Consider the following 19,427-nt stretch of genomic DNA (forward strand, 5'->3'; position numbering starts at 1 on the left):
GTAGAAAAGAAACAAAATCTTTAATTTATAGATTTTTATAGATTTGTGGTAACGGTAAATTTAAATGAAAAATATAAAAAGAATTCTATTAACTAGTATTGTACTAGCTGCTATCACAACATCAACTTTAGGCTGTAATTCACCACAAAAAACTTCTATAGAAATTCAAAATACAGTTATAGCTAAAGTTTATGATAAAGAAATCACTGCATCACAAATAGATAAGCAACTAGCGGAAATGTATAATGTTATAAGTTCTCAAGTTGATGGTGATATTATGGAAAACCCAGAAGCTAAAAAAACAATAGTTGAATCAAGAGAGCAAGCTATTAATGCAATTATTGAGAAAGATATTATAAATCAACAAATATTATTACAAAATATAACAGCTAGTCCTGAAGAAATTGATGATATATATAATTTAGAAATTGATAAATTCATAGCTAATGCTGATAATTCTAAAGATATTGGTATTGAAAATTTTAAAAAAGCATTAAAAGATAGTAATTACCAAAATGAAGAAGGTTTTAAATCTCATATAAAAGAACAACTTCTTGGAAAAAAACTAATTACTACTATTATATCTACAGTTCCAAAACCTACTGATGCTGAATTAAAATCTTATTATGAAGAAAATAAAGAACAATATACTAAAGAAGCTGGAGCGCATGTATATCAAATTGTTGTAGACTCTAAAGAAAAAGCTGAACAACTTAGGGATACATATCTTAAAGAAACTAAAAATATAACAGATATTAATGAAAAACTAGTCATCTTTAATAAATTAGCTTCTACTAATAATATTGATGCAACAAAATCTGTAGGTGGTGACCTTGGCTATATAAAATATGATGAAGCAAACTTAGTTCCTACCTTTATGGATGCAATTAAAAAGTTGAAAAATGATGGAGATATATCTTCAGTTGTAAATTCTAAAACTAGTACATATAGTGTATATAATTTTATATTTGTAGCCGAAGTTAATCAAGAAAAATCAATTAAATCATTTGATGAGGTTAATAATGATAAAATATTAGAAACTGAATTATATGAGCAAAAACAGCAACAAGCTTTTACAACTAAACTTGATGAGTGGAAAAAATCTGCAAATTCAGAAATTTTAATAGATAAGCTTGATTATCCTGTTATCACAAAAAATATAGCGAAATAAAAAAAACAGAACTCCAATGCGAGTTCTGATTTTTTATTTATAGATTATTTAGTTTTCATTTACACCAAAAATCCACTCATGAACTTTCTTTTGTGTTACTTCTTTATCAAAAGTTAAACAAGACATTCCTCTTATAGTTTCAGCAGTATAATCACCATCCATAGGGAATCTACCTTGTTCTAAATTATTCCCTATACTTACAACATCCGTCCCCATATCAAGAATATCCCCTGTACTTAAAGTTGTTTTTACCATAGGTAAAATTGCATTTAATAATCTAGGATATCTTGTTACAGACATATTTAATATTTTTTCAAGCATCGCATCAATAACAACTCGCTGTCTTTCTGTTCTCTTAAAATCATCTCCAACAGTTGATCTTATTCTGCAATATGTCATAGCTTGAACTCCATTTAAAGTTCTTAACCCAGTACTTGAAACTCCAGAAACATTAGTCCCTAATTTCTTATTTGAATCTCTAATATACTGATTCAGTGGTCCAAGTTCAGCACCCGTAATATTAATTTCAACGCCTCCAATTTCATCAATAACCTTTGGTAAACTTGAAAAATCAACAGTTACAAAATCTTCTATATTTAAATCAAAATTTTGATTTAATGTTTTCATAGCTAATTCTTCCTGACCGTACGCATAAGCTGCATTAAGCTTATCTCCACCTTTCCCAGGAATCTCCACATATGAATCTCTCATAAATGATGTAACTTTTATCTTTTTGTTTTTTGTATCTAAAGTTGCTACCATTATAGCATCACTTCTTCCACCACCACCATCAGCATTATCCACACCAAATAGTGCTATATTTTTTATATGTCCATATTCATCTGTAAGTTCTTGATTTGCACCAAGACTTTCTTTATCAATATCCACTCTATCCATTTGGCTAAATAGTGCATATACATATCCACCTGCCATACCAATCACACCAAGTATTGATATTACAACTCCTATTATTATCTTACTTCTTAGAGATGCTTTATTATTTCTCTTCATTTCTCTATCTTCTCTATTTCTATCACTTCTTGAACCCATAATCCATCCCCCTATTTTACTTAATAACACTATTTTTTTATTTTAAAACAACTTTTAATTTGACCCCCACAAAAAAACCTAAATTTTCCCTATATTTTTTATTATATAGTTTTATTTTTTCTCTATCAACAAATTTAATTAAGTTTTAATTCTCTTAATACATATTTAATAAACAGAAGGGCAAAATACATATATAAAGGAGGTCTTACCACTATGAATAATGAAAAAGATGAAAAGCCACTATCAGTTTACCCACCAAAGATGAGAAACTTTTCTCCTAATAAAGATGAAAAGTTAATTTCATATGGTAAAAAAACCTTTATTAATATTGAGGGGCTTGCTACTGATCCAATTGTATCTAGTAACATATCCACCCCTGAATTTGACTATACTGAAACACTTTCTGATATAGATACTACAAAATAATTCAAAGACCACATTATTTTAAAGTTTTACAATTAAAATTAATATGTTCTAACCCTAGTATCTTACTATCAGAATTTCACAAAACTTAACTCAAGTAAAAGGCAGCTCTATTTTGAACTGCCTTTTTTATATATTTACTCATTTAATTCAGATATTATTCCTCTAAACTTTTTCTAATGTTATTTTCACTTTAAAATATACTTTTAAACTTTAAAACCAAATACATTATTCAAACCATTTCTTATAAAATTTAGCATCCTCTTCTTTTAATATATTTTTAAAAATACTATCATCTAAATTTTCTTTTACACTTGGAATTTTATCTTTTATTAAATCAAAATAGTTAAATTCTGAATTATTTATATTAATCGCAGCTTTTTTACTAAATACCAAACATTCTAAAAGTGAATTACTTGCAAGTCTATTTGCTCCATGAATACCAAGATAACTTGTTTCTCCTACTGCATATAAATTCTTAAGTGTTGTCTTACCACAAGTATCAATGCTTATCCCTCCCATAAAATAATGTTGTGCTGGAGTTACAGGTATCCATTCCCTTCCTAGTTCAAACCCAACCCTATTACACCTTCTATATATATTAGGAAATCTATGTTTAACAAACTTTACCCCTTTGTGATTAAAACTTAGATAAACATTTTTCTCACCATTCTTCTTCATTTCACTATATATAGCATCACTTACAACATTCCTTGGAAGTAGTTCATCAACAAATCTCTCACCTTTTGAGTTTAAAAGATATGCCCCCTCACCTCTAAGTGTTTCAGAAATTAAAAATCTTCTTCCTTTATTATTTAAATAAAGAGATGTTGGATGTATCTGTATATAACTAAGCTTCTCACATTTTATATTATTATTTAAGCAAACATTAACTCCATCACCTTTTATATGCGTAAAGTTAGTTGTGTTCTCAAACATCCCACCAACTCCACCAGTTGCCATTACTACTTTATTTGAATAAACATTTTTAAGCTCTTCATCTATTTTTAAAACAATTCCATCACATCTATTATCATCAATTATTAAATCTACCATTTGAGTATTTTCAAAAATCTTTATATTTTTTCTCTTACGGGCAGTTTTCAAAACTTTATCTATAATCTCACGCCCTGTCATATCCTTATAGTGTAGAACTCTATAATTACTGTGAGCACCCTCTCTTGTATAGCTAAGCTCACCATTTTCACTTTCAAACTCAACTCCATATTTGATTAAATCATTTATAGAATCTCTTGAAAGCTCTACCATCTCTTCTACAGAATCAATATCATTTTCATATCCACCAGCTTTTAATGTATCTTCAACAAAACTTTCAAAATCATTTTCATCTCTTAAAACAGATACTCCACCTTGTGCTATATATGAATTAGAAGCTCTAACTTTTTTATTTGTAATCATAAGAATACTTAAATCACTTTTTAAATTTAGGGCAGCAAAAAGCCCTGCAAGTCCTGTTCCTACTATAATAACATCATAATATCTCTTCATAATTACTCCCCCTACCTTTTTATAAATTTCCCTATCCTATTTAAATTCTACAAAATATAAATAGAACCCTTTATATAACCCATTACTTTTTTCTTAATATTACTTTTATACTACTCTTCAATCTAGATATTTGTTATTTTTTATCATCATTATTTACATATTCGCTATGCTATAAAATAATTTTCCTACCATTATATAATACGTACTTTTATATAGAAAGAAAGCTGCCCAATTTGAGCAACTTTTTTATATAATCTATTTAACTAAAGTATTATTTCAAATTATAATATTTTTGATAAAAATTCTTTTGTTCTCTCTTCCTTTGGATTATCAAATATACCACTTGGAGTTCCCTCTTCAAGCACTATTCCATTATCCATAAATAAAATTCTATCCCCAACTTCTCTTGCAAATCCCATCTCATGTGTTACAACTATCATAGTCATTCCATCGTTTGCAAGGTTTTTCATAACAGTTAAAACTTCTCCAACCATCTCTGGATCAAGTGCTGATGTGGGCTCATCAAAAAGCATAACATCTGGCTTCATAGCAAGTGCTCTAGCTATTGCTATTCTTTGCTTTTGCCCACCTGATAAAGATGATGGATAATCATCTTTTTTCTCTATAAGCCCAACTTTATTTAAAAGTTCTTCACCTATTTTAATTGCATCAGCTTTTGATAACTTTTTTATCTTTATAGGTGAAATTGTTAAATTCTCCATAACTGTCATATGTGGAAATAAATTAAATTGTTGAAATACCATTCCCATCTTCTCTCTAAGCTTATTTATATTAGATTTTTTAGAAGTTATATCTATGTCTTCAAAAATTATATGCCCACTACTCGGTACTTCAAGGAGATTAAGGCATCTTAAAAATGTAGATTTCCCTGAACCTGATGGTCCTATAACAACCACAACTTCACCTTTTTTTATATGATTATCTATTCCCTTTAAAACTTCATTTTTCCCAAAGTTTTTATAAAGTTTGTCTACTACTATCATCACCCATTCTCCTCTCAAAATATCCTATAATCTTACTAAGTGTAAAAGTCATAGTAAAATAAATACACGCTGTAATTAAAAGTGGCTCCATTGGTCTAAATGCATTTCCTCTTATAGTATCAGTATTATACATAAGCTCATTTACCCCAATTATTGAAGCTATAGATGATTCTTTAATAATTACTATGAACTCATTTGCAAGTGCTGGTAAAATATTTTTAATAGCCTGTGGAATTACAATAAACACCATTGCTCTCCAAAGTGGCATACCAAGACTTCTAGCTGCTTCCATCTGTCCCTTATCAACTGCCATAATCCCCGCTCTTATAAGTTCTGCAACATATGCTCCACTATTAAGGCAAAGTGTTATAATTCCTGCTGTAAGTGGACTAAACCTTATATCAGTTATTTGTGGAACACCAAAATAAATTAAATATAATTGCACAAGAATAGGTGTCCCCCTGAAAATTTCTATATATGTTGATGAAATAAACCTCAAAATTTTATACTTTGAAAGTTTTAAAAGACTTAAAAACATTCCAAGTACTGTTCCCCCTGCAACAGTTATAAAAGCTATAAAAATTGTATAAAATGTTCCTGTAATAAAAAGATCTTTATATTTTAACATTGATCCAAAATCTAAATCCATTTCAATATCCCCCCATATCTAAAACTATTATGTATATTTTCATTTAAATATAATGCTCTTAAATCTCTATAATTTAAGAGCATTTATATCTATCATACTTTGGTACATTCATATATATTCAAAGTATTTTTCTATATTCTAATTTTACTTACTCTGCTACTGTTTTCTCCATAAGCTCATTAGCTTCAACTATATATTGCTCAATCTTACCTTCACTAACAAGTCTTTCAATAGTTTTATTAACTATCTCCACAAGTTCTGGTGAATCTTTAGGCATTGCAACTGAATTTCCTTGCTCTGTTTTATCAAGCTCAAAACCTGGCTCCTGTATAACAAATAATTTATCATTAGCTCCTGCATTTGCATCTGCTACTGGAATTTCCATAACAACAGCATCTGAATTTCCAGAAATAAGTTCCATTATTAGATCTGGAACTTTTCCAAGTCCTTTAACAACTGAACCTTCTACCTGAGTATTTGCAAGATCTTCTTGTATAGAACCTTTTTGTGCTCCTACATTCTTCCCATTAAAATCATCTTTTGTTTTAAACTTATCCTTATCTTCTGCTCTTATAAGAATTCCATGTTCTGCTTTGTAATATATATCTGAAAAATCAACAGCCTCAGCTCTCTCTGGTGTTGGGTTCATTCCTGATATAACCATATCAACTGTACCTGATTGAAGTGCTGCAACTAAAGAATCAAATTTCATATCTTGAAGTACAAGCTCTACACCTAAATCTTTTGCAACTTCCTTTGCAATTTCAATGTCAAATCCTACGATTGTATCTTTTCCATCTATATCTGCATGGAACTCATAAGGTGGATAATCTGCTGAAGTTCCAAGTACTAACTTTCCACTCTCTTTAATTTCCTCAACAATAGTTTTTTCTGCCACTGCTTCTCCACTTCCTGATTCCTTAGACTCATTAGCACCACATGCCATAAATCCTAAACTTAAACTTGTAACCATTGTTATAGCCATTAACTTTTTAATAATTCCTTTTTTCATTTTAATAACCCCCATCTATTTCAATTTGTATTTTTTTACATTTCTTATATTATTTATTATATTGCACCAATACATATTTATGCAACTATTTTGTATAATAATTCGTTCGACAAATTTTTCTAATTATTTTCCGACTGTATAAAAATACTATCCCAATACATTTATTCACCATCAAACCTTTTATTTGTCTAACTTTCAAAATCTTTTATTTTTTACAAACAAAAAAGAAGCCCTATGCATATTTAATAACTTTTAATGCATAAAGCTTCATTCTTAATATATTTTATTTTCTCTTAGTAATTAATTTATTCTTTCCTTAGTTTCATCATCAAAGAAATGTAATGCCTCTTTATCAAGACTAAACATATGTTTTTCTCCAACAGTATACTCATAATATCCAGGAACTGTTACAACCATTTCTTTACCCATATCAAGTTTAACAAATAAAGTTTTTTCTTTACCTAAAAGCTCTATAACTTCTATTCTACCTTCAAAACTTTCATCTGTTTCTTCACTTATAAATCTTTCAGATCTGATTCCTAGATGAACTTTCTTTCCTTCATATCTTTTTAAAGCTTTTGCATCTGCTTCATTTGGAACTATTTTTATCCCATCAATAGATACAAATTTACCACTAATCATTTTTCCTTCAACCATATTGATTGTAGGTGAACCTATAAATTTTGCTACAAACATATTTTGTGGCTGTTCATAAAACTCATATGGCTTTCCAACTTGCTGAATCTTACCATCATTCATAAGTACAATCTTTGTTGCCATAGTCATAGCCTCAACCTGATCATGAGTTACATATACAGTAGTTGTATTTAAATTTTGATGTATTCTAACAAGCTCAACTCTCATATGCTCACGAAGTTTTGCATCAAGATTTGATAAAGGCTCATCCATTAAGAAAACTTTTGATTTTCTAACAATAGCTCTACCAAGTGCAACCCTTTGTCTTTGTCCACCAGATATATCTGATGGCTTACAATGTAAATAATCTTCTATCTTTAAAAGTTTTGCTGCCTCTAAAACTCTCTCACTTATAATATTTTTTCTCTCTTTTCTCATACTAAGAGAAAATGCCATATTATCATAAACACTCATGTGAGGATAAAGTGCATAACTTTGGAAAACCATAGCTATATCTCTATCTTTTGATGCAAGTTTATTAACTCTCTTCTCATCAAATATTAAATCACCTTCTGTAATTGAGTTAAGCCCTGCTATCATTCTTAAAAGTGTAGTCTTACCACAACCAGATGGTCCAAGAATTACACAAAAATCTTTATCATCAATCTCAAGGTTTATACCCTTTAAAGTAAAATCTTCTCTATTCTCATACTTTTTACCTATATTATTTAATGTTATTTTCATAATTCTTCACTCCTATCCTTTTGTTGCTCCGCTTGAAAGCCCTGCTACTAAATGTTTTTGTAATACTGTAAATAAAATAACTATTGGAAGAGCTGTAATTAAAGCTCCTGCTGCAAAGGCTGGTTCATTCATTGTTCTAATATCATTAGTTAATGTAAATAATCCAGCTGCAAGTGTATAATCTGCTGGGTTTGTAAGTAAAACCTTTGGAAGTAAATAATCCATGAATGGTCCAATAAATGACCATAATGCTGTGATTGCAAGCATTGGTCTTGCTATTGGCATAATAATAAGTCTATAAATTTTCATACTTGAACACCCATCAATTCTAGCTGCATCATCAAGTTCTGTTGAAATTGAATCAAGGTATCCTTTTAATACAAATGTATTTCCAGCAATTCCTCCACCTGCATATATTAAAATAAGCATCATTTGTCTTGTAAAATCTGGAATATATCCTGTTATTATTGAATGCATTGTAAAATATGCTGTAATCCCTGCAAAACTAGGAATTGTTTGTATAAGCATAATTCCCATAAGCGACATTCTCTTACCTTTAAATCTATATCTTGAATATGCATAGCCTGTAAATGATATAACTACAACTGTTAAAACTGCTGTTACAGAACTAATAAAAATAGTATTTTTCATCCATGTTAGATATAATGTTTCATTAAATAAATATTCAAAATGCTTTAAACTAAATGAAAAATCTCCATTTAATATAAGATATTTACCTTGCTCACCATTAAATGATGATATAACTATTTTTGATAAAGGCCATAAAATTACAAGTGCCCAAAATATAAGTAGCGTATAAGATAACCCTATTCCTACTTTTCCTGCAAGAGTTAATGGTGGTTTATCTGATAAATATAATTCACTTTTTTTCTTCTTTTTAAATATATTCATTATCTGCTACTCCTTCCTAAATGCTTTAGTTCTACTGAATCCCATATAGGCAACTATCATAAGCCCTATTGAAATAAAGATAGTTATTGCAGCTCCCATTGCTTGGTGCTGATTTTCTATTGTAAGCTTATATATATAAGATATTAAGATATCTGTTTCACCTGCAAGGTTCCCATACTCTGCTGGGTTAAATGGTCCACCACCATTGAATAAGTATATATTTGAAAAGTTATTAAAGTTAAATGTAAACTGCCCAACTAAAAGTGGTGCTGTTTGGAATAATACAAGTGGAATTGTTATTTTAGTAAGTTTACTTAAAGTTGTTGCTCCATCTATATCTGCTGCTTCATATAAATCTTTATTTATAGATTGAAGTACTCCTGTTGAAAGTAAGAATACATATGAGCTACCAAGCCATCCTTGAATACCAATAAGCATAACTTTTGATACAAATGGATCATTCTTTATAGTAAAACTCTCACCAAATATTCCTTGCATCATTTGAGTTATTGCACCATTTGGTGAAGATAATATACTAAAGAATACTATTGTTATAAATGCTGGTACTGCCCAAGGAAGTAAATATATTGATCTAAAGAATTTCTTTCCTTTAATTCTTTCATTATTTAAAACAAGAGCTAGTCCGAATCCTATAAATATACCAAGTGAAGTTGCCCCAACTGTCCAAATAAGTGTCCACTGGAATATTTTCCAGAATATTGACCCTGCCATTCCTTTTCCTGTTAAAATCATTGTATAGTTGCTAAGACCTTCCCAACCAAACTTTGCTTGACTGTCTGGATCCATTCCTGTAAATGATAGTAATATAGTTGTTGCTATTGGTACAAAAACTATAAATATAGTTATAATAAGTGCTGGCATTGAAACTATATATGGGAATCCATCTTCAAAAACTGTTTCCTTTGTTTCAAACCAAGAACGTTCTCTTATACCTTTTGATTTTTCTTTTTCAATCTTCATTACATCCTTAAATGATATTAAAAGAATTGTAAATGCTATAACTAAAAGTGCTATTGCTATAAGTCCTTCAATCATAAATATGATTGACCTATCAAGTCTTTTACCACCCTCTGCAAGTGTAATAAGTCCTGCTATACCATCTCCCTTATAGTTTCCAAAACCAAGTGAATATGGAATAGCCATTAAATATATATACATTGTTCCAAGGAACATTATTATCGATTTTATAATTTGTCCATTTATAAGTTGCCCAAGTCCTGGTATTAAAGCTGTTATAACTGAAATCCACGGAAGTGTTTTCTCAGTTTCAACTGGATATACCCTTCTAGTTTCTGCTATATTTACATCAACAGTTTTAATTTTCTGCTTTAAAATCTTAGTTAACTCATATTTCTTATTTTTTATAAGTTCATCATTAAACTTTCTTTCTGAACCAAATGATTTTACTAAAATATTCTCTTTCTTTTTAATTTTAAGGACTTTAATCCCTTCATCTTTAGCCTTTGTAGAGATAATTTTATTTTTATGTTTCTCTTTAAGTTCTTTTTTCAACTTTTTTCTTAACTCTTCTTGCTCTTTTTTATAAGTTTCTAATTCTTTTGCAAATTCTACCTCTTTAGATTCATCAACTTTAGATTTAGCTAAAATTGCATCATCTAACTCTTTCTTTGATTCCTTTGCAAATGTTATTATTACTGGTATCTGTTCTACTTCTAGTCTACTTTGCTCATATATAAGCTGTGCATCATATGTTAAGTCTATATAATTTTTATAAAAATTCATTTTAAGTTTTGCTGCATTTAACCTTTTTTCAAGTTTTATAACAAGCTTAACTGAATTCTCATTAGATATTATCCCCTTACTTGCATTCTCTTTTAAACTACTTTTAAATTCTTTTTCTTTACCTTTAAATTTTTTCAACTTAACGTTGTAACTATGTTCATTTTTCTTTCCTTTTAAACTGCTAAGTTCTTTTTTGAAATTTTCTTTTTCACTGCCATCGGAATTTTTTATTTTTTCTTGTAAACTAGCTATTTCATATAAATATAAATTTTTTCTATCATACTCTCTATCTAAATTGTCATATAAAAACTTATTTAAATTACCCATTAGCTCACCCCTTAATTATACCTTTTGTATACTTTCAATTACTTGTTCATTCATTTTTCTATTAATCTCTTTCCACTGACAAATCATAATTATAACAAGTCCTAAATAAGCTATTGACCCTATTATAAAAAATATTGAATAAAAAGTTTCTCCAACTGTTGTAAAAGCAAATAATCCAATTAATAAAACCACCCAAATTTGAACAAATAACTTACTAACTCTTAATTTCACAAATGCAAAATAAGTATTAATAGCTAACGCTATAGGGGCTATAACTCTTATAAAAAATATCGAAAGGCACATAGTTAGATATATAGAATATGCCTCTTCTGAACTTTTACCCACTATTTCTGTTGCTAAGTTTGGATTACTAAACCAAAGTTCAAACATTCCATTGTCTTTTACCTTTAGAAAAGTTTCTATTGAATTTGCCATAATAATAGTTGCACAAAGTCCAACAATAGAGTAATAAATTTTCTTACTCATATCTATACTATCTCTCATATACCCCTCCATATTTTTTAAAAGAAGAGAGGTAGAACCCCTCTTCTAATTTTATCTTTTAAATTATTGGTTTATTGTTGCCATCATAGCTTCAAATGATGCTTGTACTTGCTTGTAAGCTTCTTCAGCATTTGTAGGATTTGTTGATGACCATGATAATAATGCATTCTGCCAAGCTCCCCAAACATTTCCATACTCTGTGAATAATGGTCTAGCTATGGCTTTGTCATATGATGCATAAGTAGCATCTATAACTTTCTTATTAAGTGCATCAATTCCCTCATATGCTGAAGGTTCAACATTTTCAAGTATTTTTCCTGTATGCTCGAATAAATCTTTAGCAAACTCTGGATTAACAATCTCTTCTATAAATTCTTGTGATAATTCCATAGCTGCTTCATTTTCTTCAATTCTTGAATTCACTCCAAGAGCCCATCCACCTTTCCAGTGGTTAAGAGGATTTCCATTAACAGTTATATTAGTAAGTGGAATAACTTCTAAGTTCTCTTCACTTCCAACTCTTTCAACAAGATTTGGTGCTGCCCAAGGTCCATCTATTCTTACTGCTCCATTTCCACCAGTGTTAAACGCTGTATCTAAATATCCACCTGATGCTTTTTGATCCCATAAATCTGTTTTATTTGTATTATGATCTTGCCAGTATTTAAATAATGTTTCAAATAAAGCTTTTTCATCATCTGTAAGATCTTTAAAATCTTTAGTTACATCTGATTCAAATTTACCATCTTCTGTCTTAGCTAAGAACTCAAGACCTGCACTATTTGCAAATCCAACTCCAAACCAAGCATCATGAACTGTTGCTAAAAGAGTTTCATATCCAAGTCCATCAAACTCGATAGGCTTAGTTGTATCAACTCCTGCCTTTTTAGCATTTTCTACATTTACATAGCCTATTAATGTTTCAATATTATATGGGAATGCTAAATAATCCTCTTCAACTTTAAGGCTTCCACCTATTCCACCATCAAAATCTTTAAATCCACCAACATTCTCTGCCATTGCTTTCGCATCTATAGCTCCTAAAACATTATTATTTGAAAGTTCATAGAACCTATCAATTGGTAATGCAAATACATCTGCTGCATCTGGATTTGTTGAATCAGTATTTGTAATTGTATCTAAGTGATCAAACGCACCTATTGTAACAAATTCTATTTTAGCATCCGGATTATCTGCTAAAACTCTTTCTTTTGCCTCTTCATAATAAGGAAGCCACCCTTCTTCAACTTGAACTTTAAGAGTTACTCCCTCATCCTTTCCTCCACCCTCTGCTGCTTTATCATCACTGCCACATGCCACAAAACTTGCTGCTGAAATTGCTATTAACGCTGTTGCTAAAAATCTTTTCATTTAATATACCTCCCTAAATTCTTCTTATATTTTATTTTTTGACTAGCTAACTAATTTTTTATATCTTCCAAATCTCTTTTGCATATTCTCTTATAGTTCTATCTGAACTAAAGAACCCTGCATTTACAGTGTTTATAAAACACTTTCTTGCAAACTGCATTTCATCTTTAAAATCTGCATTTAGTTTCATTCTAGCTTCAAAATATCTATTTAAGTCGTTTAATATAAAGTAATGGTCTGGCTTATGCCAACTTGTCCCCACAAGTAATGAATTGTATAATTCTTTAAAGCTACCCTCAATATTGCCTTCTTCATCATTCATTCCATCATCAAAACTTCCATCTATTAAACTATCTAATACCCTTTTAATATTCTTATCTTTACCATAAATTTCTTTTGGATTGTAAGTATCTTTAATTTCTAAGATTTCTTCTTCCCTAGCACCGAAGATATAATTATTCTCTTCTCCTGCTTCTCTTACAATCTCAATATTTGCTCCATCATATGTCCCAAGAGTTACTGCTCCATTTAGCATAAACTTCATGTTTCCAGTACCTGATGCTTCTGTTCCAGCTGTTGAAATCTGTTCTGATACATTTGCAGCAGGAACTAATTTTTCTGCATATGAAACATTATAATTTTGAACAAATACAACTTTCATCTTATCTTTCATATCTTCATCATTATTAATAAGGTTTGTTATCTCATTAATATATTTTATGATTGCTTTTGCCCTTGCATATCCTGGAGCTGATTTTGCACCAAATATATAAGCCGTTGGAGTAAAATCTTTAATCTCTCCATCTTTAAGCTTATAGTAGATATCAAGTATAGATAATGCATTCATAAATTGTCTTTTATACTCATGAAGTCTTTTAATCTGAATATCAAATATAAAATCTTCTGAAAGTGTAATTCCCTCATGCTTCTCTATATAAGCAATAAGTTGTCTTTTCTTTTCTTTCTTAATTTCTATATATTCATTTATGACTTTATCATCATTTACAAACCCCTCAAGTTTTTTAAGCTTGTCTAAATCTTTTATAAAGTTATTATCACCTGATAGTTTTGCTAAAAATGCTGTAAGTTCGCTGTTACATGATGCAAGCCATCTTCTTTGAGTTACTCCATTAGTTTTATTTTGGAATTTATCACTATAAAGTTCATACCATTCTTTCAGCGTATCTTTCTTTAAAATCTCTGAATGAATCCCTGCAACTCCATTTACATACTTACCTACATAAGTTGCCATTCTAGCCATATGAACATCTTTATCTGCTATAATTTCATACTTATTTAAGTCTTTACTCTCAATTCCAAGCTTTATAATCTCAAGTTTTAATTTTTCATTTATTTTAAGAATTACTTTATATACATCTGGTGTGTATCTTCTTACAAGTTTTACATCCCATTTTTCTAAAGCTTCTACCATAACTGTATGATTTGTATAATTAAATACTTCTCTTGAAATTTCAAATGCTTTATCAAAGCTCATTTCATTCTCAGTCATTAATACTCTTATAAATTCTGGGATTGCTATAACTGGGTGCGTATCATTAAGTTGAATTGTATTAAACTGCTCAAACTTGTCGAAATCGGTACCATTTATAGCTTTATAATCCTTAATTAAGTCTTGTATTGATGCACTTGTAAAGAAATATTGCTGTCTATATCTTAAAACTTTACCCTTATGAGTATTATCATTTGGATATAATACTGCTGATATATTTTCTGCCTTAGTTTTTGCCTTAACTGATTTATCATACCTACTATCATTGAAAGCCTCAAAATTAAAATCATTTATTGCTTCACTTTGCCATAACCTAAGATTTCCTATATTATTTGTTTCATACCCTATAATTGGCATATCATAAGGAACTGCTAAAACTTCTAAATCTGAAAACTTAACTTTTACAGCATCTTCAAATTTTCTAATGCTCCAATCATCTCCATATGCTGTCCAGTTATCTGCATATTCTTTTTGGAATCCATTTTCAATCGTTTGCTTGAATAATCCATACTTATATCTAATTCCATATCCATTAAGAGGTATATCACAAGATGCTGCACTATCAAGGAAACATGCTGCAAGTCTTCCAAGTCCACCATTTCCAAGAGCCATATCTTCAATATCTTCAAACTCATTTATATCAAATGAAAGCTCTTCTAACGCCTCTTTAACTTCATCAAACATCCCTATACATATAAGATTATTTTGTATTGCTCTACCAACTAAAAATTCTGCTGATAAATAATAAGCATGTCTTTTCTTTTTAAACTCTTCAATTGACTTATTCCAATTTCCTGAGATTTTACTCATAGCAACTTTTGATACAACACTATGCATTTCATGGACACTAGCATTTTTTGCTGTTTTTCCATAGCTTCTTAAAAGTTCTTCTTCTATTACGTCCACTAGCTTTTCATTGTTTATATCAGTTTTTATTTGTTTACTCATATTCAATTCACACCTTCTATTTGTTTTTGTAATATTTTTCAATTTTCTTGCAAGTTCTTTTGTCAAACTATTTTTAGTTATTCGCCATTTCCAGTTAAGTCCTATTGTTGATGGAAGATTTATCCTTCCCTCATTACCAACATTTAAAACATCTTGAAGTTGGATTATAGCTGTATCTGCAACACTTGAAAATGCAAGTTTTACAAGCTCAAATCCATTATTTGAATTTTTCATTCTTGAATACTCACTGCAAAAATCTTTTTCCTGCATACTTAAACTTTCATACCAACTTTTTATAGTATCGTTGTCATGTGTTCCTGTATAAACTACAGTATTTTTAACATAGTTATGTGGTAGATATTCACTATCACCATTTGGATCAAAAGCAAATTGTAAAACTTTCATTCCTGGATATCCACATTCTTTTAGAAGTTCTCTAACTTCCTCTGTTATATATCCTAAATCTTCTGCAATTACACTAATCTCACCAAGTTCTTTTTTTATAGCCTCAAAAACTTTTATCCCTGGTCCTTTTTTCCACTGTCCATTTATAGCAGTATCATCACTTGCTGGAATTGACCAGTAACTTTCAAAACCTCTAAAATGATCTATTCTAACAGTATCAAAAATTTTCATTGCTGCTTTAAATCTTTCTACCCACCATTTGTAATCTTCCTTTTCAATTTGCTCCCAGTCATAAATTGGATTTCCCCAAAGTTGACCTGTTTCTGAAAATGAATCTGGTGGACAACCTGCTACTTCACTAGGAAGTAATTTTTCATCAAGTTTAAACAAACTTGTATTTGCCCAAACATCTGCACTATCCTCTGCTACATATATTGGAATATCTCCAATGATTTTCACATCATTGTCATTTGCATACTTTTTAAGTTTCTCCCACTGATTATAAAAAATATATTGAAGGAATATATAAAAGTTTATTTCTTCCTTTAAAAGCTTTTTATACTTTATCATTGCTTTATCTGTTCTAAACTTTATATCATCATCCCATGTATTCCACGAGACTCCTTTATTTAAATCTTTAAGAGCCATAAAGAGTGCATAATCTTCTATCCATTCTTTGTTTAACTTCTTAAATGCTTTTATTTTATTTTCATAATCATTTGGTTTATCTTTGTATGCTATTTTAAGTACCTTATACCTATTTTCATACATCGTCGAATAATCAATTGATGTACTATCTTCACCAAAACTAAATTTTTCAATATCAGGCTTTGCTAAAAGCCCATCTTCTACAAGCATATCCAAATCTATAAAATAAGGATTACCAGCAAATGTTGAAAAAGATTGATACGGTGAATCACCATAACTTGTTGGCCCTACAGGTAGTATCTGCCAAAGCTTTTGCTTTGACTCTTTTAGAAAATCTACAAATTTATATGCTTCTTCTCCAAAGGTACCGATTCCATAATTTGAAGGAAGTGAGAATATCGGTAAAATTATTCCGCTTTTTCTCATAAGTTACCCTCTCTCTATTTTTATTTACAATTAATTCAAAATTAGGTTTTTTATTGAACTAAGCTGTAATTTCAGTATACCTTTCTAGTAAATCTTCGTCAACGGTTTCATAGCTTTTTGTATATGTAAAAACCTCTATACAAAATATATCTTTAAGTATATGTTTCTTCTAACAATTTCACATTTTTATCTGATTTGGCTTGTTTTTTTACATATAAATTCCTTTAAAGCTTGTCCATAACTATATTTCTTAAAATCTTATTTTCCTTTACTATTATACAAATTTAAAATTACTATCACACATTCAATTGACACTCTTTTCTCGCATTGTTACACTTAAGGAAAATTTATACTATTTCATTTTCTTATATTATAATTTATTTTTTTTAGATTATATTATATTTCTTAAAATATTAATCAAAATTATTTAATAGTTAAATAATTTTAATATCTGTAAATTATGAGGGGGACTTAAAATTGAAATTTATATACGGAAAAAATGACTTTAAAGATTTTGCTACTGGAAACAAGTATTGCTATCTTTTAACTAATGGACTTGGAGGATATTCAAGCACAACTATTATAAACTCACTTACAAGAGGAGATCATTCACTTTTTACAGCCGCAATTAAAGCTCCAAATGTTAGAAAAAATATTATTAGTAAGGTTTGTGAAACACTTATTATTAATAACAAAAAAATAGAATTATCAGCTCAAGAGTTTGTTTGTAAAACTAAAAACATTGATGGATTCAAGCATCTCCACTCTTTTAAACAAGAGTACCTACCAGAATGGCATTATTTCTTTGATGGTGTCTTAATTAAAAAAACTTTGGTTTTTGAATTTGAAAAAAATACTTTAGGTATAAAATATGTAATTGAAAATAATTCTAATTTTGATGTTAAACTTTTAGTTACTCCACTTCTTCAGTTTAGTGATAGAGGAAAATCACATGAAAGTAAAATAGATATTAAAGAAATAGACAATACTATTTCATTTAATAATATAGACCTACACATCCATTCAAATTATGATGAAAAACTTATATCTGATACAAATTTTGAAAATGACTATTACTATGAATATGACTCTATTGATGGAAGAAATGCCTTTGGCTCTGCTACAAGTTTTATATCTTATGAATATAAAGTTTCTAAACATAAAATTTCTGATGTACAGCTTATATTCACACTTGAAAATGATACTCCTTTTGGTATCGATACCTTAATTGAAAATGAAATTGAAAGACAGAAAAATATAATAGATACTTCTAATCAAACTGATGAACTTGCTAAAGCCCTAGTTCGTGCAAGTGACCAATTTATAAGTAAAAGAGAGTCCACAAATGCTAAAACAATTCTTGCTGGATATCCTTGGTTTGAGGATTGGGGGCGTGATACTATGTTTGCTATTCTTGGAAGTTGTATTTCTACAAGAAGATTTGATGATGCAAAAGATATTTTTAGAACTTTCATAAAATATACAGACAAAGGACTTATGCCAAATTTATTCCCTGAAGGTGATAAAGCTCCACTTTATAATACTGTTGATGCATCACTCCTTTATATCTACGCTATCTATGAATACTATATGGAAAGTAATGATTTAGAATTTATTAAAAATGAAGCTTTTGATACTATTATTGATATTATAAATTGGTATGTGCAAGGAACTGATTTTGATATTTATATGGATACTGACTCTCTTATTCATGCTGGTTCTGGATATGACCAAGTAACATGGATGGATGTAAGATTTGATACTATACTTCCTACTCCAAGACATGGTAAGCCAGTTGAAATTAATGCACTTTGGTATAATGCTTTAAAAGTTACATCATTCTTTGGTGAAAAATTTAAAGTTAACACCTCTTCTTACGAAGCATTAAGTAGACATGTTAAACTATCATTTAATGAGCAGTTTTGGAATACTGAAAAGAATTGTTTAAAAGATGTAGTATCAGGAAATAGCTATGATAATCAAGTTAGGTCTAATCAAATTTGGGCAGTAATGATGCCATTTTCTCCACTTAATAATGAAAAATCAAAACTTGTTGTAGATAAAGTTTATAATGAACTTTACACACCATATGGTCTTAGAAGTTTAAGTCCATATGATACAGAATTTGTATCAGAATATGGTGGCAGCCACTTTAAAAGAGATATGTCATATCACCAAGGGACTGTTTGGACATTCCCTCTTGGTGGATATTTTATAGCCTATCTAAAAGTTAATAACTACTCTGCTTTAGCTAAACAAAAAGTAAGAGAACAACTTGAATACTTTGAAGCTTGTCTTAGAGAGGGTTGTGTTGGACAAATTGCTGAAATATATGATGGCTTAAATCCAATACAATCAAGAGGTTGCTTTGCACAAGCTTGGAGTACATCAGAAATTTTAAGAGTATTTACTGA

The 19,427-nt window shown here is 29.5% G+C and carries 14 protein-coding genes; 3 read left to right on the forward strand and 11 right to left on the reverse strand.

The annotated features are described in order from the left end of the window. The first annotated feature begins 64 nt into the window (after positions 1-64). Positions 65-1,171, forward strand: a complete 1,107-nt coding sequence (locus tag Q0V15_RS06210; protein ID WP_297437080.1) for a SurA N-terminal domain-containing protein — start codon at positions 65-67, stop codon at positions 1,169-1,171. 48 nt (positions 1,172-1,219) lie between these two features. Here Q0V15_RS06210 and Q0V15_RS06215 read toward each other — a convergent pair whose 3' ends face one another. Next, positions 1,220-2,221, reverse strand: coding sequence for an LCP family protein (locus Q0V15_RS06215; protein WP_297437082.1), 1,002 nt, complete (start codon positions 2,219-2,221; stop codon positions 1,220-1,222). Between the two features lie 213 nt (positions 2,222-2,434). Here Q0V15_RS06215 and Q0V15_RS06220 point away from each other — a divergent pair, with 213 nt between their 5' ends. Continuing rightward, positions 2,435-2,647, forward strand: coding sequence for a hypothetical protein (locus tag Q0V15_RS06220; protein WP_297437083.1), 213 nt, complete (start codon positions 2,435-2,437; stop codon positions 2,645-2,647). A gap of 225 nt (positions 2,648-2,872) precedes the next feature. Here Q0V15_RS06220 and Q0V15_RS06225 read toward each other — a convergent pair whose 3' ends face one another. The 10 genes from Q0V15_RS06225 to malQ all read right to left on the reverse strand — a co-directional run bounded on the left by Q0V15_RS06225 (position 2,873) and on the right by malQ (position 17,013). Then, positions 2,873-4,153, reverse strand: a complete 1,281-nt coding sequence (locus Q0V15_RS06225) for an L-aspartate oxidase (RefSeq protein WP_297437085.1) — start codon at positions 4,151-4,153, stop codon at positions 2,873-2,875. 281 nt (positions 4,154-4,434) lie between these two features. Next, on the reverse strand, positions 4,435-5,157 hold the full coding sequence (locus Q0V15_RS06230) for an amino acid ABC transporter ATP-binding protein (protein ID WP_297437087.1): 723 nt from the start codon (positions 5,155-5,157) through the stop codon (positions 4,435-4,437). Then, the gene (locus tag Q0V15_RS06235; protein ID WP_297437089.1) at positions 5,132-5,806 is read right to left on the reverse strand and encodes an amino acid ABC transporter permease; all 675 of its coding nucleotides are present in this window, start codon (positions 5,804-5,806) and stop codon (positions 5,132-5,134) included. Before Q0V15_RS06235 ends, Q0V15_RS06230 begins: the two co-directional genes overlap by 26 nt. 148 nt (positions 5,807-5,954) lie before the next feature. Next, a complete protein-coding gene (locus Q0V15_RS06240) occupies positions 5,955-6,818 on the reverse strand; it encodes a transporter substrate-binding domain-containing protein (RefSeq protein WP_297437091.1) in 864 nt (287 codons plus the stop codon). 300 nt (positions 6,819-7,118) lie between these two features. Then, positions 7,119-8,198 carry an ABC transporter ATP-binding protein gene (locus Q0V15_RS06245; RefSeq protein WP_297437093.1) on the reverse strand — a complete coding sequence of 360 codons (1,080 nt, stop codon included), beginning with the start codon at positions 8,196-8,198 and terminating at the stop codon, positions 7,119-7,121. Between the two features lie 12 nt (positions 8,199-8,210). Then, positions 8,211-9,110 carry a sugar ABC transporter permease gene (locus Q0V15_RS06250; RefSeq protein ID WP_297437095.1) on the reverse strand — a complete coding sequence of 300 codons (900 nt, stop codon included), beginning with the start codon at positions 9,108-9,110 and terminating at the stop codon, positions 8,211-8,213. A gap of 6 nt (positions 9,111-9,116) precedes the next feature. After that, on the reverse strand, positions 9,117-11,201 hold the full coding sequence (locus Q0V15_RS06255; RefSeq protein WP_297437097.1) for an ABC transporter permease subunit: 2,085 nt from the start codon (positions 11,199-11,201) through the stop codon (positions 9,117-9,119). A 15-nt stretch (positions 11,202-11,216) separates the two neighbouring features. Continuing rightward, on the reverse strand, positions 11,217-11,705 hold the full coding sequence (locus tag Q0V15_RS06260; protein ID WP_297437099.1) for a hypothetical protein: 489 nt from the start codon (positions 11,703-11,705) through the stop codon (positions 11,217-11,219). Positions 11,706-11,768: 63 nt separating this feature from the next. Beyond that, positions 11,769-13,076, reverse strand: coding sequence for a hypothetical protein (locus Q0V15_RS06265; protein ID WP_297437101.1), 1,308 nt, complete (start codon positions 13,074-13,076; stop codon positions 11,769-11,771). Between the two features lie 58 nt (positions 13,077-13,134). Further along, a complete protein-coding gene (gene malQ / locus Q0V15_RS06270) occupies positions 13,135-17,013 on the reverse strand; it encodes a 4-alpha-glucanotransferase (protein WP_297437102.1) in 3,879 nt (1,292 codons plus the stop codon). A 477-nt stretch (positions 17,014-17,490) separates the two neighbouring features. On the opposite strand from malQ, the gene Q0V15_RS06275 reads away from it, so the two are divergent. After that, positions 17,491-19,427, forward strand: a 1,937-nt coding sequence (locus Q0V15_RS06275) for an amylo-alpha-1,6-glucosidase (protein ID WP_297437104.1), incomplete at its 3' end; no start/stop codon positions are given.

This window comes from uncultured Clostridium sp. (assembly GCF_947036855.1).
Lineage (GTDB): Bacteria > Bacillota > Clostridia > Clostridiales > Clostridiaceae > Sarcina.

What these genes read in the sequence shown, in the direction of transcription:
- Q0V15_RS06210 (WP_297437080.1), top strand. Translation starts at nt 65, where the DNA reads ATGAAAAATATAAAAAGAATTCTATTAACTAGTATTGTACTAGCTGCT.
- Q0V15_RS06215 (WP_297437082.1), bottom strand. Translation starts at nt 2,221, where the DNA reads ATGGGTTCAAGAAGTGATAGAAATAGAGAAGATAGAGAAATGAAGAGA.
- Q0V15_RS06220 (WP_297437083.1), top strand. Translation starts at nt 2,435, where the DNA reads ATGAATAATGAAAAAGATGAAAAGCCACTATCAGTTTACCCACCAAAG.
- Q0V15_RS06225 (WP_297437085.1), bottom strand. Translation starts at nt 4,153, where the DNA reads ATGAAGAGATATTATGATGTTATTATAGTAGGAACAGGACTTGCAGGG.
- Q0V15_RS06230 (WP_297437087.1), bottom strand. Translation starts at nt 5,157, where the DNA reads ATGATAGTAGTAGACAAACTTTATAAAAACTTTGGGAAAAATGAAGTT.
- Q0V15_RS06235 (WP_297437089.1), bottom strand. Translation starts at nt 5,806, where the DNA reads ATGGATTTAGATTTTGGATCAATGTTAAAATATAAAGATCTTTTTATT.
- Q0V15_RS06240 (WP_297437091.1), bottom strand. Translation starts at nt 6,818, where the DNA reads ATGAAAAAAGGAATTATTAAAAAGTTAATGGCTATAACAATGGTTACA.
- Q0V15_RS06245 (WP_297437093.1), bottom strand. Translation starts at nt 8,198, where the DNA reads ATGAAAATAACATTAAATAATATAGGTAAAAAGTATGAGAATAGAGAA.
- Q0V15_RS06250 (WP_297437095.1), bottom strand. Translation starts at nt 9,110, where the DNA reads ATGAATATATTTAAAAAGAAGAAAAAAAGTGAATTATATTTATCAGAT.
- Q0V15_RS06255 (WP_297437097.1), bottom strand. Translation starts at nt 11,201, where the DNA reads ATGGGTAATTTAAATAAGTTTTTATATGACAATTTAGATAGAGAGTAT.
- Q0V15_RS06260 (WP_297437099.1), bottom strand. Translation starts at nt 11,705, where the DNA reads ATGAGAGATAGTATAGATATGAGTAAGAAAATTTATTACTCTATTGTT.
- Q0V15_RS06265 (WP_297437101.1), bottom strand. Translation starts at nt 13,076, where the DNA reads ATGAAAAGATTTTTAGCAACAGCGTTAATAGCAATTTCAGCAGCAAGT.
- malQ (WP_297437102.1), bottom strand. Translation starts at nt 17,013, where the DNA reads ATGAGAAAAAGCGGAATAATTTTACCGATATTCTCACTTCCTTCAAAT.